The following is a 25,804-nucleotide window of genomic DNA, read 5'->3' as shown; positions in this document are numbered from 1 at the left end:
CCGTCAGCCCGGACCACGGGAGAACCCCCGCGGCGGGGAAGGATTCTTCCCGCCGCGGGGGCCCGGGCACCAGCCCTGCTTCCAGCCGTCGTCAGCCGGTGAAACCGGCCGTGATCGAGGTGAACTGCCAGGTGTTCTGGCTGATTCCGGAGCAGTTGCTCACCACGCCGCCGCCCGGGCACGGCCGGTCGCGGTTGACCGCCCAGTACGCGAGCCGGGCGATGTGGTGGGAGTTGGCCCAGTCCTTGATCTGGGTCCAGATCGCCGGAGTGGTGTTCTCCTGCTGGTCGGACAGCCCGTTCATGCCCGAGATGCCGATGTGCGCGTACGCGGTGGCGTCGTCCCAGCCGAAGGTCGACTTCAGCTTGGCCTTCAGCCCCTCGGCCGCGTTCACCGTGTTGCCGTACATGTCCGAGCCGCCGCCGAAGTCGAACGGCATGATCGTGAAGACGTCGATGTTGGCGCCGAGCGACTGGGCCTGCTCGATGAGCCGGTTGCCGTAGTACGTCGGCCCGGTGGTGGACGTGCCGAAGGTGACGATCGTCCTGAGGCCGGGGTTGTTGGCCTTGACGGTCTTCAGCGCGGTCAGGATCCTCGCCTGCACGGCCTCGTTCTCGAACTCGTCGGTGTTCTCGATGTCCATGTCGACGGCCTTCAGGCCGTAGGCGTCGATCACCTTCTGGATGGCACCGGCGAGGGCGCTCGCCGAGGAGCAGTTGGCGCCGAGCTTGCTGCCCTGCCAGCCGCCGAACGAGGGCACGATGTCACCGCCCGCGGACCGGACGGCGTTGATCGCGCTCTGGTCGGCGCCCCCGGTCAGCGGCCGGCTGCCGTCCCAGGCCGGGGTGCAGCCGCCGGAGTCCAGTACGAAGGCCATGGTGAACCACTTGATGCCGGTCGCGCTCATCACCGTGCTCGGGCTCGGCGGATCCCCCCAGCCCTCGTACAGATAGGGCGCGGCCTGCTTGAACCCGCCTCCGCCGCCGGTCCCGGCGTCCGTCGTGACACTCACGGCGTTGGAGGCCCCCGAGACGTTCCCGGCCGCGTCCCGCGCCTTCACGGTGAAGGTGTAGGAGGTGCTGGGCGAGAGCCCGCTGACGGTCGCGGAGGTACCGGAGACGCTGAGCACGTTGTTCGAGCCGCTGTAGACGTCGTACGCCGTGACGCCCACGTTGTCGGTCGAGGCGTTCCACTTCAGCGACACGCTCGAGGAGGTCTTGCCGGTGGAGGTCAGACCCGTCGGCGCGGAGGGTGCCTGGGTGTCCGAGCCGCCGCCACCGCCGCCGGGCCCGTCGAGGCTGATGTCGTCGGCGTAGTAGGTCCCTTGCGCGTACCAGCCGTGGACGTAGATCGTCGCGCTGGTCTGCGAGGCGCCGGTCGTGAAGGACACGGACAGCTGGCTGTACGCCGACGGCGAGGTGGTCCACGTCGAGGCCCCGCCGTTCACGCCGAGGTAGACGTAGGAGCCGCGCACCCAACCGCTGAGACCGTACGTCGTGTTGGGCTGGACCGAGACGGTCTGGCTGCACTGCGCGTTGTCGCTGTCCGACACCGCGCCCTGCAGGGCCTTGGACCCGCCGTGCACGGGGGAGGAGACGACCGAGCCGAGGTTGCCGGTGCAGGTCCAGGGGGACAGACCGCCCGACTCGAAGCCGGGGTTGGTCAGGATGTTGGCCGCTTGGGCCGTGCCGGGAAGGGCGATGGCTCCGGCGAGCGCGAGAGCCGCGGAACCGACCAGTGCGAGGAGCCGACGTCGGGAACGTCTGAGTGTGTTGCGCACGCGATCTCCCTGAAGGAATGGGGGTGTTCGGGAGTGCAGAGAGCGGTACAGAGAGAACTGCAGGGGGGTGCGCAACAAAGTTGGTATGGACCAATCCTCTTGTCAAGGTGAACGGCGGAATTGGTCCATACCTGTGGGTGGGGGCTCAGCTCAGGACGGAAGCCGCGGCCTGAACCGGCTCGACGGGCGCGGGCACCGCCGGCAGCAGGGTCTCCGGCTCCTCCATCCGCTGCTGGGGAATCGACACCGGCCGCAGCGGCCGCGGGCCGGAGACCACCGTGTAGTCCTGCCCGAGGAACGGCGGCACCATCTCCCCGGGGTCCTCACCGAGCGCCAACTGAACAGCGGCCCAAGGGGCGTTGACCCCGCACAGCGACAGCTGGTGCAGTCCGCCGGCCGGCCGAGTGTTGACGTCCATGAGGACCGGACGGTCGCCGAACATCCGGAACTGGATGTTGGACAGATGGTGCAGCCCGAACCCCTCGGCGATCCGCCGCGCCGGCTCCAGCCACTGCTCGTGCAGCGTGAACCCGCGCCGACGGCCGTTCTTCGTCCGCCCCACGGCCAGCCGCACCCGGTTGTCGGGCCCGGTGAGGCAGTCCACCGAGACCTCCGGCTGCTCCAGCCGCGGCATCACGATCCAGTCGACCGGCTCCTCGGCCTGCTCCAGCGCCCCCACCACCAGATCGAGCGGCACATAGGGGCTGGGGAACCCGGTGAGATGCGCCATCGAGAAGGGCGCCCGGGTGACGACCCGGAAGCCCACCCCGCCCGCGCCGGACGCGGGCTTGAAGCACGCCTTGTGCCCGGCGGCCTCCAACTCCTCGACAGCGGCGAGGAGTTCGTCCGCCGTCCGCACCCGCCACCAGGACGGCACCGGCACCCCGATCGCCTGCACGGCCTCGTAGGCGGTCACCTTGTCCTCGAACACGGCGACGGCCTCGGGCGGCGGCGCGAGCAGGGCCGTACCCACGGCCTCGAAGTCGGCGCGGTGCGCCACGATCGCGGACTGGTGCAGACGCGGCACGAAGACGTCGATGGTGCGCCTGGCGCACTGGTCGAGGGCGAACTCGACGTAGGCGGCCGGGGACAGCCCCTCCGGCTCCAGGTCGGCCGTGTCGGCGGCGGCCAGCACGGGCGAGTCGGCGTCACCGTGGGTCGCGTGGATCTCGACCGCCCGATCACTCGGATTTCGCCGCAGCTGATCCATGAAGAACACGTTCTCCGCGTACGTGCGGTTGAGCCAGACGCGTACGCGAGAGACCATGCAGGGCCGTCCTTTCACGGTTCGCGGGCACAGCAGAGCAGCCCGTGCCCGGGCAGGGGAGTTGGAGGGTCACCAAACCGCCCCTGTGAAGGGAGACCGTGGCGTTGGTGTTGGGGCGATCATACGGCTTTCCCGGGGCCCCGCGTGCAACGTCCGTGTTACGGATTCGCCGGACCCGTGGACGGCCCGGTGCCGCCTTGTCCGCGCGCCGCGAATGTGCTCTGGTGGGACTCTCGGGCGTGCGGTGTGCGGAGGGGGCGAGTGGTGACGTCGAGGGCCGGTGGTGCCGGACGGCTGCTGGCCATCAGCGATCTGCACATCGGATACGCCGAGAACCGCGCCCTGGTCGAGGCGATGCGCCCGGAGACGGACGAGGACTGGCTGCTGGTCGCCGGTGACGTCTCGGAGACCGTCTCCGACATCCGCTGGGCCCTGAAAACCCTCGCCGGCCGCTTCGCCAAGGTCGTCTGGGCGCCCGGCAACCACGAGCTGTGGACCCACCCCAGCGACCCGGTCACCCTGCGCGGTGTCGCCCGCTACGAGCACCTCGTCGCGATGTGCCGCGACATCGGCGTCACCACGCCGGAGGACCCCTACCCCGTCTGGGAGGGCCCGGACGGACCCGTGGCCGTCGCCCCGCTCTTCCTCCTGTACGACTACAGCTTCCTGCCGGCCGGCTGCGCCACCAAGGAGGAGGGCCTGCGGTACGCGCACGGCACCGGCATCGTCTGCAACGACGAGTACCTCCTGCACCCCGACCCCCACCCGACCCGTGAGGACTGGTGCCGGGCCCGGGTCGCCGAGACCGAGCGCAGGCTCGCCGAGCTCCCCGCCGACCTGCCCACCGTCCTCGTCAACCACTACCCGCTGGACCGGCACCCCTGTGACGTGCTGTGGTACCCGGAGTTCGCCATGTGGTGCGGCACGGAGCTGACCGCCGACTGGCATCGCCGCTTCCGCGTCGAGACCATGGTCTACGGTCACCTCCACATCCCGCGGACCACCTGGCACGAGGGGGTCCGCTTCGAGGAGGTGTCCGTCGGCTACCCCCGCGAGTGGCGCAAGCGGCCGCACCCGCCGGGCCGGCCGCGCCGCGTACTGCCGAGGGAGGTCGGGGGCGGGTGATCGAGGAGCTGCTGCCGCACGAGGTCGTGGTCGTGGAGGTGCACGGCGACGACGGCACCGAGCCCGCCCCGCTGTACGCCGAGGAAGCGGCGGTCGTCGCGCAGGCCGTGCCCAAGCGCCGGCGTGAGTTCGCCCTCGTGCGAGCCTGCGCGCGGCGCGCCATGGAGAAGCTCGGTGTGCCCCCGCGGCCCGTACTGCCCGGCGAACGCGGCGCGCCGGTCTGGCCCGCCGGCCTGGTGGGCAGCATGACCCACTGCGAGGGCTACAGCGCGGCCGCCCTGGTCCGCGCAGCCGACCTGGCCTCCCTCGGCATCGACGCCGAACCCCACGGACCCCTGCCGGACGGTGTCCTGGACGCCGTGTCGCTGCCCGGCGAGGCGGACCGCCTGCGCCGGCTCGCCGACGAGCACCCGGAAGTCCACTGGGACCGGCTGCTGTTCAGCGCCAAGGAGTCCGTCTACAAGGCGTGGTTCCCCCTCACCGGGCGGTGGCTGGAGTTCACCGAGGCCGACATCGAGGTCTTCGTCGACGCGGGCGACGGGCCGCCGCACGGCGGTTTCCGCGCCGAACTCCTCGTCCCCGGGCCCCTGGTGGGCGGCCGACGGATCAACCGCTTCCAGGGCCGCTGGAGCGTCCGGCGGGGGCTGGTGGCGACGACGGTCACGGTCCCGCACACCGCGGACTGACCCCACGGAGCGGGGCCGTCACGGTTCGGGGCACCAGCTCTGCAACAGCCGGAAGAACTCCTCCTCGTTGCCCGTCAGGCCCGCCTCCGCCAGCGCCTGCTCCGCCTCGGCCAGCACCGAGGGCGGCACCACGGGTGGTCGGGCCTCGCCGGGCGGACCGTCGAAGGCGGCTCGTACGGTGTGCAGCAGCCGCAGATAGGCCTGTACTGCGGTGCGCTCGCGGTCGGTCAGTACAGCGGTGGGCATCGTCGGCTCTCCCCGTGTCGCGTCTCGGCTCGGTCGCTGCGCACCCCGGTATGGAGGGGTGCGACTCCAGCTTGCCGCCCGCCACTGACAATCGGGTCCGGCGACGGGTCCGTTCGCTCGCTTAGCGGAGCCGAAACCTCCTCGAAACCCCTGGTGGGAATGGGGTTCTACGCTGGAGGGCAGGGGCTTTCGGGCCGCTTGCCGGCGGTCGTGGAACGGGAGGCGAGGCATGGTCGACGTCTCGGGAAGGCGCCCGGCGCGGGCCGTGCGGCTGCGCCCGGTCGGCGAGGGCGAACTGGAGCTGCGGTACCGCGTGGTGCACGGATACCGGCGTGCCTTCCGGATGGCCGGTGAGGGCCCGGTCCTGGTCCTCGTCCACGGCATCGGCGACTCCTCGGCGACCTGGGCCGAGCTGATCCCCGACCTGGCCCGCACCCACACCGTCATCGCCCCCGACCTGCTCGGCCACGGCGCCTCCGACAAGCCGCGCGCCGACTACTCCGTGGCCGCGTACGCCAACGGCGTCCGGGACCTGCTCACCACGCTCGGCATCGAGTCGGCGACCCTGGTGGGGCACTCGCTGGGCGGGGGTGTGGCGATGCAGTTCGCCTACCAGTTCCCGGAGCGGACCGAGCGGCTGATCCTGGTCAGTGCCGGTGGTGTGGGGCGGGAGGTCAACCCCGTGCTGCGGCTGGTCTCGCTGCCGGGCGCCCATGTGATGCTGTCCGCACTGCGGCTGCCGGGGATGCGGATGCAAGTGGGGCTCGCGGTGCGGCTGATGAAGCTCATGGACACCGATCTCGGGCAGGACGCCGCCGAGTTGGTCGACCTCGTCGACGCCCTCCCGGACGAGACCTCCCGCAACGCCTTCATCCGTACCCTGCGGGCGGTGGTGGACTGGCGGGGGCAGGTCGTGACCATGCTCGACCGCTGCTATCTGACCGAGGGCATGCCGACCATGCTGATGTGGGGGGACCGGGACAGCGTGGTGCCGGTGCGGCACGCGTACGGGGCGCACGAGGCGATGCCGGGCAGCCGACTGGAGATCTTCGAGGGCGCGGGCCACTTCCCCTTCCACAGCGACCCGGCACGTTTCGTCTCCCTGGTCGAGGAGTTCACGGCCACGACCGCGCCGGCCGACTGGAGCCGCGAGCACTGGCGGGACCTGCTCGTCGAGGGCCGCCTCCACGACGGCAGGGAGCGCACCGCGGACCGGAACCTACGGGAGGCCAGCGAACGCAGCGCGACGTGACGGCCAGGGCCTGTTGCGAAAGTCCCGCCGTCCGCCCGGAAGGTGGGCCCAGCGGCGTCATGGGGCCCCCACGCGAGGTTGTTCGAGCGTGGGGGAGCGTGCCGGGCGTCGCGGGGCAGGCGGGCCCTTCGCCACCGGCCCTAGCCCTGCGGGCCCAGGTAGCCGAGGGAGGCCTCGATGCGGCCCGCCAGGTGGTCGCGCTGCACCGGCGCCCGGTGACCCGAACCGGCGAGCAGGGTGCGGCACTTGCTCGCCAGCAGCAGGCCGAAGCTCTCGGCCTGCTGCTCGTCGGCCTGGTCGAAGTGGCTGCGCGCGGCCACCGTGCGCACGGTGGCCCGCAGATCGATGTCGTCGTCCAGGAGGCGGGCGGCGACCCCTGCGCCGTCGACATGGTGGCGACCGTGGCCGGCCTGCATGTGCCACAGTTCGTGGCCCAGGATCACCAACTGGTGGTCGGGGGCGGTGCGTTCCTCGACGACGACCAGGTCCCGGTCCGTCATGTCCAGCCACAGGCCGCTCGCCGTGCCGGGCGGGAAGACGGCCGTACGGAAGTGGACCGGGCGGCCGCGGCGCCGGCTCATCGCCTCGCACAGGGCGGTGTGCAGGCCGGTGGGGGAGGCGGGGACGGGCAGGGTGAGTGCCGTGACCAGTTCGCCGCACAGGCGGCGCATGTCCTTGCCGATGCCCACGCGCTGCCCCCGGCTCACGACTCGGGCCGCTTGACGCTCTCCAGGAGCATGTCCAGCCACTCCGCCACCTTGTCGCGGTGCTGGTCGGTGGGCAGCTGGGCGGCCCGCCAGGCGATCCCGCGCACACCGTGGTCCTGCAGCAGCTTCTCCAGCGGGTCCTCGTCCGCCGACGCCGCCTCCCGCTCCGCGAGCCGCTGCAGCAGCTCCTGCTCGGTGCCCTGCAGGGCGACCGTGAGCGCCTCGGGGTCCTCGGCCGTGAGGAAGCCGGCGTGCACGCGGAAGAAGCGCTGCAGGGCGTCGCAGTGCTCCATCGTGGGGCGGCGGTCGCCGTTGATCAGGGCGCCGGCCTGCTGCCGGGACATGCCCGCGCCGTCGGCGATCTCCTGCTGGGTGTACTTGCGGCCGTTGGGTTTCAGCCGGGTGCGGCGCAGCAGGTCGAGCCGCTGCAGGAAGCGGGCCTGGACATCGGGTTCGCCCGCGGGGCGGCCCGCGAGGAGGGCCCGGACGACCGGTTCGGGCACGCCCGAGGCGCTGGACAGACGGCCGGTGTGGAAGACCTCCGCGTGCGGTACGCCGAGCCGGTCGGCGAGCGTGCCGACGCGTGCGACGACGGCCGGGAGCGCGGCGGTCGCCGACGTGGTGCCCGGAGCCTCGAAGCCTTCCGTCACCGACAGATCTCCTACGTTTCGCACAGGCTGCTCACAAGCGGATGCCGTGAACTTGACGGAGATTACCGGGTCGTTCGAACTCACATCCAGGTGTCGCCACAACTGTGGCCAATTTCAGCCGTCAACAGGCATGGAATGCCACGATAGTTGACATGGCTCCTGCCGGGGCCGCAGGATCAAGGCGCCGCGTGAAGGCCGCAGAGGCAAGAGGGGTGACCTCCCGATGGCGTATCAGGCAGGAGGGCAGCGGCCGGCACCGCGGCCCGTCCCCGAGAGTCCCGAGGCCCAGGCGTATCTGCAGGACTACGCCACCCTCCTGGAGGCCGTTCCCTTCCCCTCCGTCGTCGTCGACCACCGCTGGGACGTCGTTCTGACGAACAACGCTTTCGCGTCACTTTTCCGTGAGGTGGGCCCGCACCCGACGGCCATGCCGGGCGACAACCTCCTCCGGTTCGTGCTCTTCCATCCCGACGCGGCGAGCGTCCTCGGTGAGCACGAGTCGAGCTGGTGCCTGCCGATGCTCGCCCATTTCGCCGCCGCCGTCGAGTGCCACACCCACGACCACGGGCTGCAGGCCATCCGCCGGGAGATCGCCCAGGACCCGATCATGGAGGCCGCCTACCGCCAGGGCCTGCCGCACTGGCTGAGGGTCATGGGGGAGCGGGCCGCCGCGAACGACGGCGCCGTACGGCCGCTGCTGCATCCCGATCCGCGCTGGGGCGCCACCGACTGCCGCGTGGTGGACGAGACGCCCGAGACGCTGCGGGAGATGGGGTACACGCGCATGACGTTCGTCCTGCGGGAGGCCCGGCGCGAGCGCCCCCGGACCCGCACCGCACGACGTACGGCCGCGCACCTGAGGGTGGTCCCGGACACCGAGACCTGACCGGGCCCCGCCGGCGTTCAGGTCGCCGACGGTGCCGGGTCGGAGAGGGGGTGGGTGGCCGCCCGCGTCAGCGCGGGGAGGTGACCAGCACGAGCGGGACGCCCCGGCACGGGAGCAGGCGCATGCCGTCGTGCCGGGCCGGGCGCGCGCTCTCCAGTACGGCGGCGAAGTCCGGCCCCTTGGTGAGCGAGCCGGCCAGATGGGCGGGGTCGGCGGAGGCCGCCACCCGTCCGCGCGCGTTCACCAGGTGCGCCGGGCCCGGCAGCCGGCGCAGCAGCGGCAGCACGGCGGCCTCGAAGTGACGCAGGTACACGTCGGCCGCGGCCACACCGGCGAATCGGCCCTCCGTCTCCACCGGCGCGGACAGGGTGAGGCTGTACTCGTCGGAGCAGAGGTAGTCGACATAGGGTCCCGCCACCGCCCGCTCGCCGGTGTCCCGGGGCAGGGCGAACCAGTCCCAGTGCGTGTAGTCGGCGTACGCCGAGTGGTCCGGGTCGAGGTCGAGCAGCAGCGGCCGTACGTCGCCCTCCGTGCCCGACTGCCACCACTCCAGCCATGCCGGTACGTCGCCCAGCAGGCCCGGCGCGGCGACGAAGCCGACCCCGGACACCAACGCGTTCCGGGCCAGCCGCAGGTGCAGGCCCGGGCGCAGGGAGGCGAGGTCCACGGTGGCGGGGCGGCGGTTGTCGGCGGCCACCCGGGCGAGCAGGGCCGTGGTCTCGGCGCGGGTGGCGGACACGGCGTCGAACACGCTCTCCAGCGCGGATCCCACCTCGACCGCGACCGACTCCTCCGGCGCCGTGCCGAGCGCTGCCGTCGCCGGCCTCATGCCACCCTCCCCCGGACAGGACCGGACGCGGTGCGCGGCTAGAGCGTCAGACGCAGGGCGATGAGCCGTGCCGTCGACTCCTGCACGCACCGCTCGGCCAGTTCCCTGGCCGTTTGGTGAGCCCCATCCTGCACGGCCGAGATTACGGAGCGGTGACGGTCCGCCACCTCTTCACGATATTCGTCGTCCGCGAGCACAAGACACAGCAGCGCCCCCACCTCCGTCTGCAGGGCCACCTGTTCACGGGTGAGCCGGGCCGACTGGGCGGCAGCCGCCAGCTCCACATGGAAGCGCCCGTACACCCGGCCACGCGCAGCCGCGTCCTCGGCCTGCGCCAACTCCTTGGCCGTACGCCGTAGTTGCAGAAGGTCGTCGGGTTCCGTGCGCTCGGCGGCGAGGCGGCCCGCCGTACCGGACAGGGCGGCCCAGTGGTCGCCGAGGTCGCGCAGCTCCTCGGTGCCCCAGCCGCGCAGGCGCGCCTTGAGGCGTTCCTCGCCGGGGACCTCGGGCAGGGAGACGAAGGAGCCGCCGCCGCGGCCCCTGCGGGTGGTGAGCAGTCCCTGCTGGCGCAGGGCCATCAGCGCCTCCCGCAGGGTCACCGTGGACACGCCGAGCTGCCCGGCCAGTTCGCTCTCGCCGGGCAACTGCTCCCCGTCGGCGAGCAGGCCCAGCTCGATGGCGTCACCGATCCGGCGGACGACCGCGTCCACGCGCGCCCGGTTGTCCACCGGGGTGAAGACGGCCCTGCGGGCACCGCCCGTCATCTGCTGCTGGTTCACGGCCACCACCTTGCGCATTGACTCAAGCTTTACCCTGAGGGGGCCTTGAGCTTTGAACTATGACTTCATATCTTTCCGTACAACGTACGCGTGCGCCAGAAAGGTTCCCGTGCATGGAGGGAAGTGCGATCCGGCTGCAGGATCTGCGGAAGTCCTTCGGGGAGACGACCGCCGTGGCCGGGATCGACCTGGAGATCCAGGACGGTGAGTTCTTCTCCCTGCTCGGCCCCTCCGGCTCCGGCAAGACCACCGTCCTGCGCATGATCGCCGGGTTCGAGAGCCTCACCGGTGGACGGATCGAACTCGCCGGGCAGGAGGTCACCGGCCTCGCGCCCTTCGAACGGGACGTGCACACCGTCTTCCAGGACTACGCCCTCTTCCCGCACATGACCGTCGAACAGAACGTCGCCTACTCCCTCAAGGTCCGCGGGGTCCCCAAGGCAGAGCGGCTGGTACGGGCCCGCAAGGCACTCAGCGAGGTCCGCCTGGAGGGCTTCGGCAAGCGGCGGCCCGCCCAGCTCTCCGGCGGCCAGCGCCAGCGCGTCGCCCTCGCCCGCGCCCTCGTCGGCCGTCCCAGCGTGCTGCTCCTCGACGAACCCCTGGGCGCCCTCGACCTCAAACTGCGCGAGCAGATGCAGGTCGAACTCAAGGCGCTGCAGAGCGAGGTCGGGATCACCTTCGTGCTCGTCACCCACGACCAGGAGGAGGCCCTGACGATGAGCGACCGCATCGCCGTCCTCAACCAGGGCCGCGTCGAACAGGTCGGCACCCCCGCCGAGATCTACGAGCGCCCCGCGACCGCCTTCGTCGCCTCCTTCGTCGGCACCTCCAACCTGCTGGAGGGCGAGTCCGCCCAGCGCGTCGTCGGCGCCCCCGGCGTCTACAGCGTCCGCCCCGAGAAGATCCGCGTCCTGAAGGAGTCCGCCGAGTCCGACGAGCCCGAGCACGCGAGCGCCGTCGGCACCGTCGCCGAGGTCGTCTACCTCGGGGACGCCACCCGCTTCCTCGTCGACCTCGACGCCGGCGGCCGCCTCACCGCCCTCCAGCAGAACCTGGAGACCTCCGCCGAGGACGTCGCCGCCTACCGCGGCACCCGGGTGCGCCTGAGCTGGCACCGCCGCCACACCGTCCACGTCCCCGACTGACCCCGACCCATGGAGAACGTCGTGCGCCTCACCCGAACTCTCCACCTCGCGGCCGCCACCGCGCTGCTGCTCGCCGCCACCGCCTGCGGCTCCGGATCCGGCGGTTCGTCCTCCACCGGGCTCAACCCCCCCGACCTCAAACCCCTGTCGAAGCTCGGCAAGTCCGAGGGGCAGGTCAACCTGATCGCCTGGGCCGGCTACGTCGAGAACGGCTCCAACGACCCCAAGGTCGACTGGGTGACCCCCTTCGAGAAGCAGACCGGGTGCAAGGTCAACTCCAAGGTCGCCGCCAGCTCCGACGAGATGGTCAAACTGATGAAGACCGGCGAGTACGACGCCGTCTCCGCCTCCGGCGACGCCTCCCTGCGCCTGATCGCCTCCGGCGACGCCGCCCCCGTCAACACCGGGCTCGTCCCGAACTACAAGGACATCTTCAGCGGCCTGAAGAACGGCGCCTGGAACTCCGTCAAGGGCCAGATGTACGGCATCCCGCACGGCCGCGGCGCCAACCTGCTGATGTACAACACCCAGAAGGTCACCCCCGCGCCGACCTCCTGGGCCGCCGTCTTCGACGACGCCGCCAAGTACAAGGGTCACGTCACCGCGTACGACTCCCCGATCTACATCGCCGACGCCGCGCTGTATCTCAGGTCCACCAGGCCGGAGTTGAAGATCAAGGACCCCTACGCCCTCGACCAGAAGCAGTTCGACGCCGCGGTGAGCCTGCTGAAGAAGCAGAACGCGAGCATCGGCGAGTACTGGAGCGACTACCTGAAGGAGATCTCCGCCTTCAAGAGCGGGGACTCCGTCGTCGGCACCACCTGGCAGGTCATCGCCAACCTCGCCGCCGGCGAGGGCGCCAAGGTCAAGGCCTTCGTGCCCAAGGAGGGTTCGACCGGCTGGTCCGACACCTGGATGATCTACTCCAAGGCCAAGCACCCCGACTGCGCCTACCAGTGGATGAACTGGATCGTCTCCCCGAAGGTCAACGCCCAGGTCGCCGAGTACTTCGGCGAGGCACCCGCCAACTCCAAGGCCTGCGACCTCACCGGCGACAAGAACTTCTGCACCACCTTCCACGCCGCCGACGAGGGCTACTGGAAGAACATCGCCTTCTGGAACACCCCCATCGAGCAGTGCCTCGACGGCCGCACCGACGTCACGTGCGTGCCGTACGCCAAGTGGGTCCAGGCCTGGACCGAGATCAAGGGCTGAGGCATGGCCCTGCTGACGCGGACCGCGGGGGCGCTGCACCGCCGCCCCCGCCTCAGGCTGTCCCTCCTGCTGACCGCCCCGCTGCTGTGGCTGGCCGTGCTCTACCTCGGCTCCCTGTCGGCGCTGTTCGTCTCCGCGTTCTGGACGACGAACTCCTTCACCTCCGAGGTGGTGAAGGTCTGGTCGACCGACAACTTCCACGAGCTGTTCACCACGCCCGTCTACCGGCAGGTGATCCTGCGGAGCGTCGGCGTGGCCCTGGCCGTGACCGCCCTGTGCGCGGTGATCGCCTTCCCGCTCGCCTTCTACACCGCCCGGGTGGCCCGGCCGAGGTGGCGTCCGCTGCTGGTCGTCGCCATCCTCACGCCGCTGTGGGCGAGTTACCTCGTGAAGGTGTACGCATGGCGGCTGATCCTGTCCGAGGGCGGGCTCGCCGACTGGATGCTCAGACCGTTCGGGCTCAGCGGCCCGGGCTTCGGCCTGCCCGCCGCCGTACTGACCCTGACGTACCTGTGGCTGCCGTACATGATCCTGCCGATCCACACGGCGCTGGAGCAGCTGCCCGCGGGCCTTCTCGACGCCTCGGCCGACCTGGGCGCCCGCGGCTGGCGGACGTTCCGGTCGGTGGTGCTGCCGATGGTGCTGCCCTCCGTCGCCGCCGGATCGATCTTCACTTTCTCGCTGAGTCTCGGCGACTACATCACCGTGCAGATCGTCGGCGGCAAGACCCAGCTGATCGGCAATCTCGTCTACTCCAACATCGAACTCAACCTGCCCATGGCCGCCGCGCTCGGCACGGTCCCGGTCGTCGTCATCGTGCTGTACCTGCTGGCGATGCGCCGCACAGGCGCGTTGAGCAGCCTGTAGAGGAGCCCGCCGTGCAACTCTCCCCTCCCGCGCGCATCGCGCTGCGCGTCGCCGCCGGGCTCGGATTCGCCATGATCTACGTGCCGTTGCTGCTCGTGGTCGTCAACTCCCTGAACCCCGACCGCAGCGCCGACTGGCCGCCGCCCAGTCTCACCACGCACTGGTGGTCCGTCGCCTGGCACAACTCCGGCGCGCGCTCGGCCCTTTGGGTCTCGGTGAAGGCCGGGCTCGGGGCGAGCGCGATCGCCCTGGTCCTCGGCACGCTGATCGCCTTCGCCGTCGCCCGGCACCGGTTCTTCGGCCGCGACACCATCTCCTTCGTGGTCGTCCTGCCGATCGCCCTGCCCGGCATCGTCACGGGCATCGCCCTCAACTCGGCGTTCAGCACGGTGCTCGCGCCCCTCGGGGTGGGCCTCGGACTGTTCACGGTGATCGTCGGGCACGCCACCTTCTGCATCGTCGTGGTCTTCAACAACGTGGTCGCGCGGCTGCGTCGCACCTCCGGGTCGTACGAGGAGGTGGCGATGGATCTGGGGGCGGACACCTTCCGTGCCTTCGTCGACGTGACCTTTCCCCTGGTGCGGTCGGCGCTGCTGGCCGGTGGGCTGCTGGCCTTCGCGCTCTCCTTCGACGAGATCGTGGTCACCACCTTCACCGCGGGACCGGGGATCGAGACGCTGCCGATCTGGATCTTCGAGAACATGACCCGGCCGCAGCAGGCGCCGGTGGTGAACGTGGTGGCGGCGGTGCTGGTGCTGGTGTCGGTCGTGCCCATCTACGCGGCTCAGCGGCTGGCGGGGGACACGGCTGGGGGGAGTCGGGTCTGAGGGGCGCGCACCATTCCCCCCGCCCAGTGATATGTGACATAGTACTGGCGTGAGCCAGCCACTGACCTGCGATGTCGTGGTCGTCGGCGCCGGCATGACGGGCGCCGCATGCGCCCTGTACGCGGCCCGAGCGGGCCTGGACGTCGTCGTGGTGGACCGTGGTCCGGTGGCCGGCGGCACCACCGGCGCGGGGGAGGGCAACCTCCTCGTCTCCGACAAGGAGCCCGGCCCGGAGCTGGACCTGGCCCTCCTCTCGCTCCGCCTCTGGGGCCAACTCCCCCAGGAACTGGGCCGGTTGATCGAGTACGAGGCCAAGGGCGGCGTCGTGGTGGCCACGTCCCCCGGCGGCCTCACCGCCCTGGAGCGCTTCGCCGCCGGACAGCGCGCGGCCGGGGTCGTCGCGGAGCCGGTCGAGGGCGACGACCTCTACGTCCTCGAACCCCACCTCGCCCCGGGCCTGCCGGGCGCCGTGCACTACCCCCAGGACTGCCAGGTCATGCCCGCCCTGGCCGCCGCCCATCTGCTACGGGCCTCGGGCGCCCGCCTGTACACCGGCCGGACCGTGACGGACGTACTGCGCCGCCCCGACGGCACGGTCCTCGGCGTCCGCACCGACCGGGGTGACATCCACGCCCCCTCCCTCGTCAACGCGGCCGGCACCTGGGGAGCCGATATCGCCGCCCTGGCCGGCACCACCCTGCCCGTCCTCCCGCGCCGCGGCTTCGTCCTCGTCACCGAGCCCCTTCCGCGCAGGATCCGGCACAAGGTGTACGCCGCCGACTACGTGGCCGACGTGGCCAGCGACTCGGCCGCGCTGCAGACCTCGCCGGTCGTGGAGGGAACGGCGGCGGGACCCATCCTGATCGGCGCGAGCCGCGAACGCGTCGGCTTCGACCGGTCGTTCTCCCTCCCCGCCCTGCGCTCCCTCGCCGCGGGCGCGACCCGGCTGTTCCCCTTCCTCGCCGACGTCCGGGCCCTGCGCGCCTACACCGGGTTCCGCCCGTACATGCCCGACCATCTGCCCGCCATCGGCCCCGACCCGCGCGTCCCCGGCCTCTTCCACGCCTGCGGTCACGAGGGCGCCGGCATCGGCCTGTCCACCGGCACCGGACATCTGATCGCGCAGGTCCTGACCGCGAAGACCCCCGACCTGGACCTCGCGCCGTTCCGGCCCGACCGCTTCGCCGAGGAGGCCCTGTGAGCTCACCGCTCGACCTGGCCGACGCCCGCCCGGGGCCGCCCTTCACGGTCTCCCTCGACGGCCGGGAGATCGAGGCCCTGCCCGGCCAGACCGTCGCCGCCGCGCTGTGGACGGCGGGCATCACCGCCTGGCGCGCCACCCGCGGCGACGGCCGCCCACGCGGTGTCTTCTGCGGGATCGGCGTCTGCTTCGACTGCCTGGTGACCGTCAACGACCGCCCCAACCAACGGGCTTGTCTGGTGCCGGTGGCTCCGGGCGACGTGATCCGTACCCAGGAGGGGACCGGCCACGATGACTGACCGACCGCACCTCGCGGTGATCGGCGCGGGCCCCGCGGGCCTCGCCGCGACCCTGGCCGCCGCGCACGGAGTCCGAGTCACGCTGATCGACTCGGCCGCGGAGGCGGGCGGCCAGTTCTACCGCCAGCCGGCCCGCGAACTGCGCGCCCGCCGCCCCCAGGCCCTGCACCACCAGTGGCGCACCTGGGAGGGACTGCGGGACGGACTGCGGGGCCACGTCGGGACCGGCTCCGTAAGACACTTGACGGACCATCACGTCTGGTTCGTCGAGCGGCTGACCGAGGGTTTCGCCGTGCACGCGCTGCTCGGCCCCGAGCAGGAGGACCCCGTCACCGTCCGCGCCGACGCCGTGCTCCTCGCCACCGGCGGGTACGAGCAGGTGCTGCCCTTCCCCGGCTGGACCCTTCCCGGCGTCGTCACCGCGGGCGGCGCGCAGGCCATGCTGAAGAGCACACTGGCCGTTCCGGGCCGGGTCGCCGTGGTCGCCGGGACCGGACCCCTCCTTCTGCCGGTCGCCACCGGACTCGCCGACGCCGGGACGGAGGTGGTGGCACTCGTGGAGTCCGCCGGCCCCCGGGCGCTCGTACGACGGTCCCGTGCGCTGGCGACCCAGCCCGGCAAGCTCGCCGAAGGCGCCCTGTACGCGGGGCAGTTGCTCCGGCGCCGGGTACGCCCGCTCTTCCGGCATGCCGTGGTCGAGGCGCACGGCACCGACCGGGTGGAGGGCGTCACCGTCGCCGCCCTCGACGCGACGGGGCGTGTCCGACCCGGCACCGCACGCCGCATCGCCTGCGACACCCTCGCCGTCAGCCACGGCCTGCTCCCGCACACCGACCTCGCGGAGAGCCTCGGGTGCCGTCTCGACGGCAACAGCGTCCACGTCGACGACGAGCAACGCACCGACGTTCACGGCGTCTGGGCGGCGGGGGAGGCCACCGGCGTCGGCGGGTCCGCCCTCGCGCTCGTCGAGGGACACATCGCGGGCGCCTCGGCCGCCGCACGCCTGACCGGCACCGAGCTCGCCCCGGACCTCGCAGCCCTCAAGTCCCGCAGGAAACTGCGGCAGTTCGCTGCGGTGCTGGACGACGTGTACCGGCCGCCCGCGCACTGGACGGACCAGGTCACCGACGACACCGTGGTCTGCCGCTGCGAGGAGGTGACCGCCGGCGCCGTCCGCGAGGCCGTCGGCGATCTGGGCGCGGGCGATCCGCGCACCGTGAAACTGCTGACCCGGGCCGGCATGGGCTGGTGCCAGGGCCGGATGTGCACACCCGCGGTCGCCGGGCTCGCGGGCTGCGAACCCACCCCGTCCAGAAGGCCGTTCGCCCGGCCCGTGCCGCTCGGCGTCCTGGCCGACGAATCCGACCACCCCATCGAGGAAGGGCCCTCATGACCGACCACCGCCCCTGGCGCGGCGTCCTCGTCGCCACGGCGCTCCCGCTCACCGACGACCTGTCCGTCGATTACGACAAGTACGCCGAACACTGCGCGTGGCTCGTAGAGAACGGTTGCGACGGTGTCGTCCCCAACGGCTCGCTCGGCGAATACCAGGTGCTCACGCCCGAGGAGCGCGCCAAGGTCGTGGAGACCGCCGTGGCCGCGATCGGCGGCGCACGCGTGATGCCCGGCGTGGCCGCCTACGGCTCGACGGAGTCGCGGCGCTGGGCCGAGCAGGCCCGTGACGCGGGCTGCGCCTGCGTGATGCTGCTGCCGCCCAACGCCTACCGCGCCGACGAGCGGTCGGTGCTCGCCCATTACGCTGAGGTCGCGAAGGCGGGCGTGCCGATCGTGGCGTACAACAACCCGATCGACACCAAGGTCGACCTCGTCCCGGAGCTGCTCGCGAAGCTGCACGGCGAGGGGTACGTCCAGGCCGTCAAGGAGTTCTCCGGCGACGTCCGCCGGGCCTGGCGGCTGGCCGAACTCGCTCCGGAACTCGACCTGTTGATCGGCGCCGACGACGTCCTGCTGGAGCTCGCGATCGCCGGTGCCAAGGGCTGGGTGGCGGGCTATCCCAACGCGCTGCCCGCGGCGAGCACCCAGCTGTACCGGGCGGCCGTCGACGGCGACCTGGCCACCGCCAAGAAGCTCTACGAGCAGCTGCACCCGCTGCTGCGCTGGGACTCCCGGGTCGAGTTCGTGCAGGCCATCAAGGTGTCCATGGACATCGTCGGCCGGTACGGCGGCCCGGTGCGGCCGCCACGCATGCCGCTGCTGCCCGAGCAGGAGACCGAGGTCCGGGCCGCCACCGAACAGGCCGTCGCCGCAGGCCTGGCGTAGGGGAGACGTCATGCGCAGCAAACTCGTCCTGCACGCCGTCGACTCCCACACCGAGGGCATGCCCACCCGCGTGATCACCGGCGGGATCGGCACCATCCCCGGCGCCACCATGAACGAGCGGCGGCTGTACTTCCGCGAACACCGCGACGAGATCAAGCAGTTGCTGATGAACGAGCCGCGCGGCCACTCCGCGATGAGCGGCGCGATCCTCCAGCCGCCGACCCGGCCGGACTGCGACTGGGGCGTGGTCTACATCGAGGTCTCCGGCTATCTGCCGATGTGCGGACACGGCACGATCGGAGTGGCGACGGTTTTGGTGGAGACCGGCATGGTCGAGGTCGTCGAGCCGGTGACCACGATCCGCCTCGACACCCCGGCGGGGCTGGTGATCGCCGAGGTGGCGGTGGAGGGAGGTGGCGCGAAGGCGGTGACGCTGCGGAACGTGCCGTCGTTCGCGGTGGGGCTGGACCGGAAGGTGGAGTTGTCTGATGGGTCAGTGACATATGACATGGCATACGGCGGGAACTTCTACGCCATCCTCCCCATCGACCAGCTCGGCCTCCCCTTCGACCGCGCCCACAAGGACGCCATCCTCGCCGCCGGCCTGGAACTCATGGACGCCATCAACGCCGCCGACGAACCCGTCCACCCCGAGGACCCCTCCATCCGGGGCTGCCACCATGTCCACCTCTACGCCCCGGGCTCCGACGCCCGTCACTCGCGGCACGCGATGGTCATCCACCCCGGCTGGTTCGACCGCTCGCCCTGCGGCACCGGCACCAGCGCACGCATGGCGCAGCTGCACGCGCGCGGCGAACTGCCCCTGCACACCGAGTTCGTCAACGAGTCGTTCATCGGCACCCGCTTCACCGGCCGGCTGCTGGGCACCACCGAGGTGGCCGGCCGTCCGGCCGTCCTGCCCAGCTTCACCGGCCGCGCCTGGATCACCGGAACCGCCCAGTACCTGCTGGACCCGGAAGACCCCTTCCCCGCGGGATTCGTGCTGTAGGCGAGCCCCATAATGTCCGGTGACCCGAGGAGGACGATCACCATGGCCCCGCAGCGCCGCCGCCCCGCCCTGCCGTCGCTCGGCGGCAGGAAGCCCAACTTCCGGGAGAAGGTCGTGGACGTGCTGCGCGCCGCCCTGATCTCGGGTGAACTCCGTCCCGGCCAGGTGTACTCGGCGCCGGCCCTCGCCCCGCGTCTCGGGGTCTCCGCGACCCCGGTGCGCGAGGCGATGCTGGAGCTGGTGAAGGAGGGCATGGTCGAGATCGTCCCCAACAAGGGCTTCCGGGTCACCGAGGTCTCCGACAAGCAGCTCGACGAGTACACCCACGTCCGGTCCCTGATCGAGATCCCGGTGACGGTCGGCCTGGCGACCACCGCCGAGCCGGCCGACGTCGAGGCACTCCGCCCCGAGGCGATGGAGATCGTCACCTCCGCCACCAAGGGCGACCTCATCGCCTACGTCGAGGCCGACCTGCGGTTCCATCTGGGACTGCTGGCGCTGGCCGGCAACGACCATCTCGTCGAAGTCGTACGGGACTTGCGGCAGCGTTCGCGCCTGTACGGGCTGACGGCTCTCGTCGAGGCGGGACGGCTGGAGGCCTCCGCGCAGGAGCACCTCGAACTCCTCGACGCCCTGCTCGCCCGGGACCCCGAGCGCACCCGCGAGGTGATGACCCGCCACCTCGGACACGTCCGGGGCCTGTGGGCCGCCCACTGAACCGCTGTCACCGACAGCCGGCACGGTTACGCAAGCCGTTTGCGTTCCTTGCGCTATTCTTGCGTTCATGACGCGACGACTTGCTGAGGTGGCGAAGAAGGTCGGGGTCAGCGAGGCCACGGTCAGCCGGGTGCTCAACGGCAAACCGGGTGTCTCCGAGGCCACCCGGCAGGCGGTGCTCAGCGCCCTGGACGTCCTCGGCTATGAGCGGCCCACCCAGCTGCGGGGTGAGCGCGCCCGGCTCGTCGGTCTCGTCCTGCCCGAGCTGCAGAACCCCATCTTCCCGGCCTTCGCCGAGGTGATCGGCGGGGCGCTCGCCCAGCTGGGCCTGACGCCGGTGCTGTGCACCCAGACCAAGGGCGGTGTCTCCGAGGCCGACTACGTGGACCTGCTGCTGCAACAGCAGGTCTCCGGCGTCGTCTTCGCCGGCGGCCTGTACGCGCAGGCCGACGCCCCGCACGACCACTACCGCCGGCTCGCCGAGCGCAACATCCCGGTGGTGCTGGTCAACGCGTCCATCGACGACCTCGGCTTCCCGGGTGTCTCCTGCGACGACGCCGTGGCCGTGGAACAGGCCTGGCGGCATCTCGCCTCGCTCGGGCACGAGCGGATCGGGCTGGTTCTTGGGCCCGCCGACCATGTGCCGTCGGCCCGCAAACTGGCCGCCGCCCAGGCCCTCGGCGACCTCCCCGAGGAGCATGTCGCACGGGCCATGTTCTCCATCGAGGGCGGTCACGCGGCCGCCTCCCGGCTGATCGACCGCGGTGTCACCGGCTTCATCTGCGCCAGCGACCCGCTCGCCCTCGGCGTCATCCGGGCCGCCCGCCGCAAGGGCCTGGACGTGCCGGGCCGCATCTCCGTCGTCGGTTACGACGACTCCGCGCTGATGAACTGCACCGAGCCGCCCCTGACCACCGTCCGTCAGCCCATCGAGGCCATGGGGCGCGCTGCTGTGGAGCTGCTGAACGCGCAGGTCGGCGGCAGTTGCGTGCCCGCCGAAGAGCTGTTGTTCGAGCCGGAGTTGGTGGTGCGCGGCTCGACCGCGCAAGCTCCTCGTCCCTGAGATCCCATCAGCTGTCGAATAATTACGGATTCTGCGCGACATCTTGCGGAGGGAAGTCGACGGTGCTTGAGTGTGCGGCGCCCACCGCTCCTGCCACGAGGGGTCCACCGATGACAAGCACCGGGTTCCGCCGTACGTGCGTCGCGCTCAGCGTCTGTTCCTGCCTCGCCCTCGCCGCCACCGCCTGCGGGTCCGGTGACGACGGCACGGCGAGCGGGAAGACCCGCATCACCGTCAACTGCGAGCCGCCCAGGAGCGCCAAGGTCGACCGTGGCTTCTTCGAGCAGGACGTCGCGTCCTTCGAGAAACAGCACCCGGACATCGACGTCGTCGCGCACGACGCGTTCCCCTGCCAGGATCCCAAGACCTTCGACGCCAAACTCGCCGGCGGGCAGATGGAGGACGTCTTCTACACCTACTTCACCGACGCCAGGCACGTCGTCGACATCCGTCAGGCGGCCGATCTCACGCCGTACATCAAGGAGTTGAAGAGCTACGACGCCATCCAGAAGCAGCTGCGCGACATCTACACCGTCGACGGCAAGATCTACGGCGTCCCCCGCACCGGCTACTCGATGGGCCTGATCTACAACCGGAAGCTCTTCCAGAAGGCCGGCCTGGACCCCGACCGGCCGCCCGCGACCTGGGACGAGGTCCGCGCCGACGCCAAGAAGATCGCGGCCCTCGGCGACGGCACCGTCGGATACGCCGACTACAGCGCCCAGAACCAGGGCGGCTGGCACTTCACCGCCGAGCTCTACTCCCAGGGCGGCGATGTCGTCAGCGCCGACGGCAAGAAGGCCACCATCGACACTCCCGAGGGACACGCCGTCCTGCAGAACCTGCACGACATGCGCTGGACCGACGACTCGATGGGCACCAAGCAGCTCCTGGTCATCAACGACGTGCAGCAGATGATGGGTTCGGGCAAGCTCGGCATGTACCTCTCCGCCCCGGACAACATCCCGATCCTCGTCAAGGAGAAGGGCGGCAACTACAAGGACCTCGCGCTCGGTCCGATGCCCGGCGGCAAGGGCACGCTCATCGGCGGCGACGGCTACATGTTCAACAAGCACGACACGCCCGCCCAGATCCGCGCAGGCCTGAAGTGGCTCGACCACATGTTCCTCACCCCGGGCACCGGCTTCCTCGGCGACTACGCCCGCGCCAAGAAGGCGAACGCCCCGGTCGGACTGCCCGAGCCGCGCCTGTTCACCGGCGCCGCCGACGCCAAGGACCAGCAGGTCAAGAAGGCCAACGCCAATGTCCCGGTGGCGAACTACCAGTCCTTCCTCGACGGCAACCACAGCCTTCAGCTGAAGATCGAGCCGCCGGACGCCCAGCAGATCTACTCCGTCCTCGACTCCGCCGTCTCCGCCGTCCTCACCAAGAAGGACGTGGACATCGACCAGCTCCTCAAGGACTCCTCCGGCAAGATCGACGGCATCCTGGCCCGGGGCTGACGGCCATGACGAAGACGGCCGAGCGGCAGCGGACCAGGACGGCCGCCGCCCCCACGGTCCCGGCGCCGTCCCCGGCAGGGGACCGGGGACGGCGCCGCCTCGCCGACCAGGCCCGCGCCTACGCCTTCCTCCTCGGCGGCTTGATCTGCTTCGCCCTGTTCTCCTGGTACCCGGCGATCCGTGCCGTCGTGATCGCCTTCCAGAAATACACGCCGGGCTCCTCGCCGCAGTGGGTCGGCACCGCCAACTTCACCCGCGTCTGGCACGACCCCGAGTTCTCCGCGGCCTGGCGCAACACCCTGACCTTCACGCTCCTCGCCCTGCTGATCGGCTTCGCGATCCCCTTCGTGATGGCACTCGTCCTCAACGAACTCCGGCACGCGAGGGCCTTCTTCAGGATCGTGGTCTATCTGCCGGTGATGATCCCGCCCGTGGTCAGCGCCCTGCTGTGGAAGTGGTTCTACGACCCCGGGGCGGGCCTCGCCAACGAGGCGCTGCGCTTGCTGCACCTGCCCACCTCGAACTGGTCCAACGGGGCCGACACCGCGCTGGTCTCCCTGGTCCTCGTCGCCACCTGGGCCAACATGGGCGGCACGGTCCTGATCTACCTCGCCGCCCTGCAGTCCATCCCCGGCGAGCTGTACGAGGCGGCCGAGCTGGACGGAGCCAACCTGCTGCAGCGCGTACGGCACGTGACGATCCCTCAGACACGCTTCGTGATCCTGATGCTGATGCTCCTTCAGATCATCGCCACCATGCAGGTCTTCACCGAGCCGTTCGTGATCACGGGTGGCGGCCCCGAGAACGCCACCGTCACCGTGCTCTACCTGATCTACAAGTACGCCTTCCTCTACAACGACTTCGGCGGTGCCTGCGCCCTCAGCGTCATGCTTGTGGCGCTGCTCGGCGCCTTCTCCGCCGTCTATCTGCGCCTGACCCGCTCCGGGGAGGAGGACGCGTGAGCACCCGGACCCTGATCTCCCCGGCGACCCTGGCCCGCCCCCGCGGCAAGGCCCTCTACTGGACGGTCTTCACCGCCGTCGTCCTGCTCTTCGCCCTCGCCTTCCTCTTCCCCGTCTACTGGATGGTGACGGGCGCGATGAAGTCGCCGGACGAGATCGCGCGGACCCCACCGACCCTGGTTCCCGACCACTGGCACCTCGGCGGCTACACCGACGCCTGGGACCTGATGCAGCTCCCGCGGCACCTGTGGAACACGGTCGTCCAGGCGGCGGGCGCCTGGGCCTGCCAGCTGGTGTTCTGCACCGCGGCCGCCTACGCCCTCTCCCGGCTCCGGCCCGCCTTCGGCAGGCTGATCCTCGGCGGCATCCTCGCCACCCTCATGGTCCCGGCGCAGGCCCTGGTCGTACCGAAGTACCTCACCGTGGCGGACCTGGGACTGCTCAACAAACCCCTCGCCATCTGGCTGCCGGCCGTCGCCAACGCCTTCAACCTCTATCTGCTCAAGCGGTTCTTCGACCAGCTTCCCCGCGATGTGCTGGAGGCCGCCGAGATGGACGGCGCCGGAAAACTGCGCACGCTCTGGTCGATCGTGCTGCCCATGTCGCGGCCGGTGCTGGGGGTGGTCTCGATCTTCGCCCTCGTCGCCGTCTGGCAGGACTTCCTCTGGCCGCTGATGGTCTTCTCCGACACCGACAAGCAGCCCATCAGTGTGGCCCTCGTCCAGCTGTCGCAGAACATCCAGCTCACCGTGCTCATCGCCGCGATGGTCATCGCCAGCATCCCGATGGTCGCGCTCTTCCTGGTCTTCCAGCGGCACATCATCGCCGGGATCAGCGCGGGCGGCACCAAGGGCTGACGCCCTCCCTCCGACAGAAAGGCACGCACAGTGGGACCGTCCCGCCATGCCCGCAAGGAGTGGTGGCGCTCCGCCGTCATCTACCAGGTCTACATCCGCAGCTTCGCCGACGGCGACGGCGACGGCACCGGCGACCTCGCGGGTGTCCGCGCCAGGCTGCCGTACCTCGCCGAACTCGGCGTGGACGCCCTGTGGTTCAACCCCTGGTATCTGTCGCCGATGAAGGACGGCGGCTACGACGTCGCCGACTACCGCGCCGTCGACCCGGCCTTCGGCACCCTCGCCGAGGCCGAGAAGCTGATAGCCGAGGCCCGGGAACTCGGCATCCGCACCATCGTCGACATCGTGCCCAACCACGTCTCCGACCAGCACCCGTGGTTCCGGGCCGCGCTCGCCGCCGGACCCGGCAGCCCCGAACGCGAGCTGTTCCACTTCCGACGCGGACGCGGCGAGCACGGCGAACTGCCGCCCAACGACTGGCCGTCGCAGTTCGTCGGCTCCACCGAGCCGGTGTGGAAGCGGCTGACCGACGGCGACTGGTACCTGCACCTGTTCACACCCGAGCAGCCCGACCTCAACTGGGCTCATCCGGCCGTCCGCCAGGAGCACGAGGACATCCTGCGCTTCTGGTTCGAGCGGGGTGTCGCGGGCGTCCGCATCGACTCGGCCGCCCTGCTCGCCAAGGACCCCGACCTCCCCGACCTCGCGGAGGCCCCCGACCCCCACCCTTTCGTCGACCGCGACGACCTCCATGACATCTACCGCTCCTGGCGGGCGGTCGCCGACGAGTACGACGGCATGTTCGTCGGCGAGGTGTGGCTCCCGGACGCCGAACGGTTCGCCCGCTACCTCCGCCCCGACGAACTGCACACGGCCTTCAACTTCTCCTTCCTGTCCTGCCCTTGGGACGCCGGGCGGCTGCGCACGGCCATCGACACGACCCTCGCCGAGCACGCCCCCGTCGGCGCCCCCGCCACCTGGGTGCTCTGCAACCACGACGTCACCCGCACGGTCACCCGCTACGGCCGTGCTGACACCGGCTTCGACTTCGCCACGAAGGCCTTCGGGACCCCCACCGACCTCGCCCTCGGCACCCGGCGCGCCCGCGCGGCGGCCCTGCTCTCGCTCGCCCTCCCCGGCTCCGTCTACCTCTACCAGGGCGAGGAACTGGGGCTGCCCGAGGCCGACATCCCCCGCGACCGCGTCGAGGACCCGATGTACTTCCGCTCCGGCGGCACGGACCCGGGGCGCGACGGGTGCCGGGTGCCGCTGCCGTGGGCGGCCGAAGCGCCGTACGCCGGATTCGGCGGGGAGCCCTGGCTGCCGCAACCTGCCGACTGGCCCGCCTACGCGGCCGACCGCCAGGCCGCCGACCCCGCCTCGATACTGAGCCTCTACCGGGCCGCGATCGGGCTCCGGCCGGCGTTCGGCGACGGTCCGCTCACCTGGCTGCCCGCGCCCGAGGACGTTCTCGCCTTCGCCCGCGCGGAGGGCGCCCTGTGCGTCGTGAACCTCGCCGGCGAAAGCGCCCGCCTCCCGCCCCACACCGAACTCCTGTTGAGCAGCGGTCCGTTGGACGCGGACGGCCGGCTGCCCACGGACACGGCGGTCTGGCTGCGCGGCTGAGACCGCACCCCGCTGTCCCCGCACCCCCACCCCGAAGGGATCGGCACATGTCCAGGTCCAGATCTG

26 protein-coding genes are annotated in these 25,804 nt (G+C 71.1%); 19 read left to right on the top strand and 7 right to left on the bottom strand.

The window, feature by feature from the left end:
• Positions 1-91: 91 nt before the first annotated feature.
• Positions 92-1,780 (bottom strand): carbohydrate binding domain-containing protein, encoded by a 1,689-nt coding sequence (locus ABZ453_RS08735; RefSeq protein WP_359012981.1) that lies wholly within the window; start codon positions 1,778-1,780, stop codon positions 92-94.
• Positions 1,781-1,925: 145 nt separating this feature from the next.
• On the bottom strand, positions 1,926-3,047 hold the full coding sequence (locus tag ABZ453_RS08730) for an ATP-grasp domain-containing protein (RefSeq protein WP_359012979.1): 1,122 nt from the start codon (positions 3,045-3,047) through the stop codon (positions 1,926-1,928).
• Positions 3,048-3,311: 264 nt separating this feature from the next.
• On the opposite strand from ABZ453_RS08730, the gene ABZ453_RS08725 reads away from it, so the two are divergent.
• Complete coding sequence (locus ABZ453_RS08725) at positions 3,312-4,172, top strand: metallophosphoesterase (protein ID WP_359012977.1); 861 nt, start codon at positions 3,312-3,314, stop codon at positions 4,170-4,172.
• Positions 4,169-4,858 (top strand): 4'-phosphopantetheinyl transferase superfamily protein, encoded by a 690-nt coding sequence (locus ABZ453_RS08720; protein WP_359012975.1) that lies wholly within the window; start codon positions 4,169-4,171, stop codon positions 4,856-4,858. Before ABZ453_RS08725 ends, ABZ453_RS08720 begins: the two co-directional genes overlap by 4 nt.
• A gap of 18 nt (positions 4,859-4,876) precedes the next feature.
• On the opposite strand, the gene ABZ453_RS08715 is transcribed toward ABZ453_RS08720, so the two are convergent.
• Entirely contained in the window at positions 4,877-5,104 is a 228-nt protein-coding gene (locus ABZ453_RS08715) for a hypothetical protein (RefSeq protein WP_359012973.1), read from the bottom strand.
• A gap of 229 nt (positions 5,105-5,333) precedes the next feature.
• Between ABZ453_RS08715 and ABZ453_RS08710 the strand changes: the two genes are divergently transcribed.
• Positions 5,334-6,356, top strand: coding sequence for an alpha/beta hydrolase (locus tag ABZ453_RS08710; RefSeq protein WP_359012971.1), 1,023 nt, complete (start codon positions 5,334-5,336; stop codon positions 6,354-6,356).
• A 140-nt stretch (positions 6,357-6,496) separates the two neighbouring features.
• On the opposite strand, the gene ABZ453_RS08705 is transcribed toward ABZ453_RS08710, so the two are convergent.
• Together ABZ453_RS08705 and ABZ453_RS08700 are read right to left on the bottom strand one after the other, a co-directional pair.
• Positions 6,497-7,027, bottom strand: a complete 531-nt coding sequence (locus ABZ453_RS08705) for a toxin-antitoxin system, toxin component (protein WP_359013001.1) — start codon at positions 7,025-7,027, stop codon at positions 6,497-6,499.
• 32 nt (positions 7,028-7,059) lie between these two features.
• Positions 7,060-7,713, bottom strand: a complete 654-nt coding sequence (locus tag ABZ453_RS08700; RefSeq protein WP_359012969.1) for a helix-turn-helix transcriptional regulator — start codon at positions 7,711-7,713, stop codon at positions 7,060-7,062.
• A 223-nt stretch (positions 7,714-7,936) separates the two neighbouring features.
• Between ABZ453_RS08700 and ABZ453_RS08695 the strand changes: the two genes are divergently transcribed.
• Positions 7,937-8,599, top strand: coding sequence for a hypothetical protein (locus ABZ453_RS08695; protein WP_165954742.1), 663 nt, complete (start codon positions 7,937-7,939; stop codon positions 8,597-8,599).
• A gap of 67 nt (positions 8,600-8,666) precedes the next feature.
• On the opposite strand, the gene ABZ453_RS08690 is transcribed toward ABZ453_RS08695, so the two are convergent.
• Both ABZ453_RS08690 and ABZ453_RS08685 read right to left on the bottom strand, forming a co-directional pair.
• Positions 8,667-9,428, bottom strand: coding sequence for a cache domain-containing protein (locus tag ABZ453_RS08690; RefSeq protein WP_359012966.1), 762 nt, complete (start codon positions 9,426-9,428; stop codon positions 8,667-8,669).
• 38 nt (positions 9,429-9,466) lie between these two features.
• Positions 9,467-10,207 (bottom strand): GntR family transcriptional regulator, encoded by a 741-nt coding sequence (locus ABZ453_RS08685; RefSeq protein ID WP_359012964.1) that lies wholly within the window; start codon positions 10,205-10,207, stop codon positions 9,467-9,469.
• 113 nt (positions 10,208-10,320) lie between these two features.
• Here ABZ453_RS08685 and ABZ453_RS08680 point away from each other — a divergent pair, with 113 nt between their 5' ends.
• From ABZ453_RS08680 to ABZ453_RS08610, 15 genes are all read left to right on the top strand, one after another.
• Positions 10,321-11,352, top strand: a complete 1,032-nt coding sequence (locus ABZ453_RS08680) for an ABC transporter ATP-binding protein (protein WP_359012962.1) — start codon at positions 10,321-10,323, stop codon at positions 11,350-11,352.
• 21 nt (positions 11,353-11,373) lie between these two features.
• Complete coding sequence (locus tag ABZ453_RS08675) at positions 11,374-12,567, top strand: ABC transporter substrate-binding protein (protein WP_359012960.1); 1,194 nt, start codon at positions 11,374-11,376, stop codon at positions 12,565-12,567.
• 3 nt (positions 12,568-12,570) lie between these two features.
• On the top strand, positions 12,571-13,434 hold the full coding sequence (locus ABZ453_RS08670; RefSeq protein ID WP_359012958.1) for an ABC transporter permease: 864 nt from the start codon (positions 12,571-12,573) through the stop codon (positions 13,432-13,434).
• Positions 13,435-13,445: 11 nt separating this feature from the next.
• Entirely contained in the window at positions 13,446-14,261 is an 816-nt protein-coding gene (locus ABZ453_RS08665) for an ABC transporter permease (protein ID WP_359012956.1), read from the top strand.
• Positions 14,262-14,310: 49 nt separating this feature from the next.
• On the top strand, positions 14,311-15,462 hold the full coding sequence (locus ABZ453_RS08660) for an FAD-binding oxidoreductase (protein WP_359012954.1): 1,152 nt from the start codon (positions 14,311-14,313) through the stop codon (positions 15,460-15,462).
• Positions 15,459-15,761 (top strand): (2Fe-2S)-binding protein, encoded by a 303-nt coding sequence (locus ABZ453_RS08655; RefSeq protein WP_359012952.1) that lies wholly within the window; start codon positions 15,459-15,461, stop codon positions 15,759-15,761. The genes ABZ453_RS08660 and ABZ453_RS08655 overlap by 4 nt, the downstream gene beginning before the upstream one ends.
• Positions 15,754-17,154, top strand: coding sequence for an FAD-dependent oxidoreductase (locus tag ABZ453_RS08650; RefSeq protein ID WP_359012950.1), 1,401 nt, complete (start codon positions 15,754-15,756; stop codon positions 17,152-17,154). Before ABZ453_RS08655 ends, ABZ453_RS08650 begins: the two co-directional genes overlap by 8 nt.
• Complete coding sequence (locus ABZ453_RS08645; protein WP_359012948.1) at positions 17,151-18,041, top strand: dihydrodipicolinate synthase family protein; 891 nt, start codon at positions 17,151-17,153, stop codon at positions 18,039-18,041. The genes ABZ453_RS08650 and ABZ453_RS08645 overlap by 4 nt, the downstream gene beginning before the upstream one ends.
• Positions 18,042-18,051: 10 nt before the next feature.
• Positions 18,052-19,050, top strand: coding sequence for a proline racemase family protein (locus ABZ453_RS08640; protein ID WP_359012946.1), 999 nt, complete (start codon positions 18,052-18,054; stop codon positions 19,048-19,050).
• Between the two features lie 42 nt (positions 19,051-19,092).
• Entirely contained in the window at positions 19,093-19,767 is a 675-nt protein-coding gene (locus ABZ453_RS08635) for a GntR family transcriptional regulator (protein ID WP_359012944.1), read from the top strand.
• A gap of 67 nt (positions 19,768-19,834) precedes the next feature.
• Positions 19,835-20,830 (top strand): LacI family DNA-binding transcriptional regulator, encoded by a 996-nt coding sequence (locus ABZ453_RS08630; RefSeq protein ID WP_359012942.1) that lies wholly within the window; start codon positions 19,835-19,837, stop codon positions 20,828-20,830.
• 110 nt (positions 20,831-20,940) lie between these two features.
• Entirely contained in the window at positions 20,941-22,293 is a 1,353-nt protein-coding gene (locus ABZ453_RS08625) for an extracellular solute-binding protein (protein WP_359012940.1), read from the top strand.
• Positions 22,294-22,298: 5 nt separating this feature from the next.
• A complete protein-coding gene (locus ABZ453_RS08620; protein WP_359012938.1) occupies positions 22,299-23,255 on the top strand; it encodes a sugar ABC transporter permease in 957 nt (318 codons plus the stop codon).
• A complete protein-coding gene (locus tag ABZ453_RS08615) occupies positions 23,252-24,112 on the top strand; it encodes a carbohydrate ABC transporter permease (RefSeq protein ID WP_359012936.1) in 861 nt (286 codons plus the stop codon). The genes ABZ453_RS08620 and ABZ453_RS08615 overlap by 4 nt, the downstream gene beginning before the upstream one ends.
• A 30-nt stretch (positions 24,113-24,142) precedes the next feature.
• Positions 24,143-25,738 carry a glycoside hydrolase family 13 protein gene (locus tag ABZ453_RS08610; protein ID WP_359012934.1) on the top strand — a complete coding sequence of 532 codons (1,596 nt, stop codon included), beginning with the start codon at positions 24,143-24,145 and terminating at the stop codon, positions 25,736-25,738.
• Positions 25,739-25,804: the final 66 nt, after the last annotated feature.

Source organism: Streptomyces sp. NPDC005799, assembly GCF_040630525.1.
GTDB lineage: Bacteria > Actinomycetota > Actinomycetes > Streptomycetales > Streptomycetaceae > Streptomyces > Streptomyces griseorubiginosus_B.
Note: the sequence above shows the minus strand (reverse complement) of the source record. Positions and strands in the feature narration are given on the sequence as shown.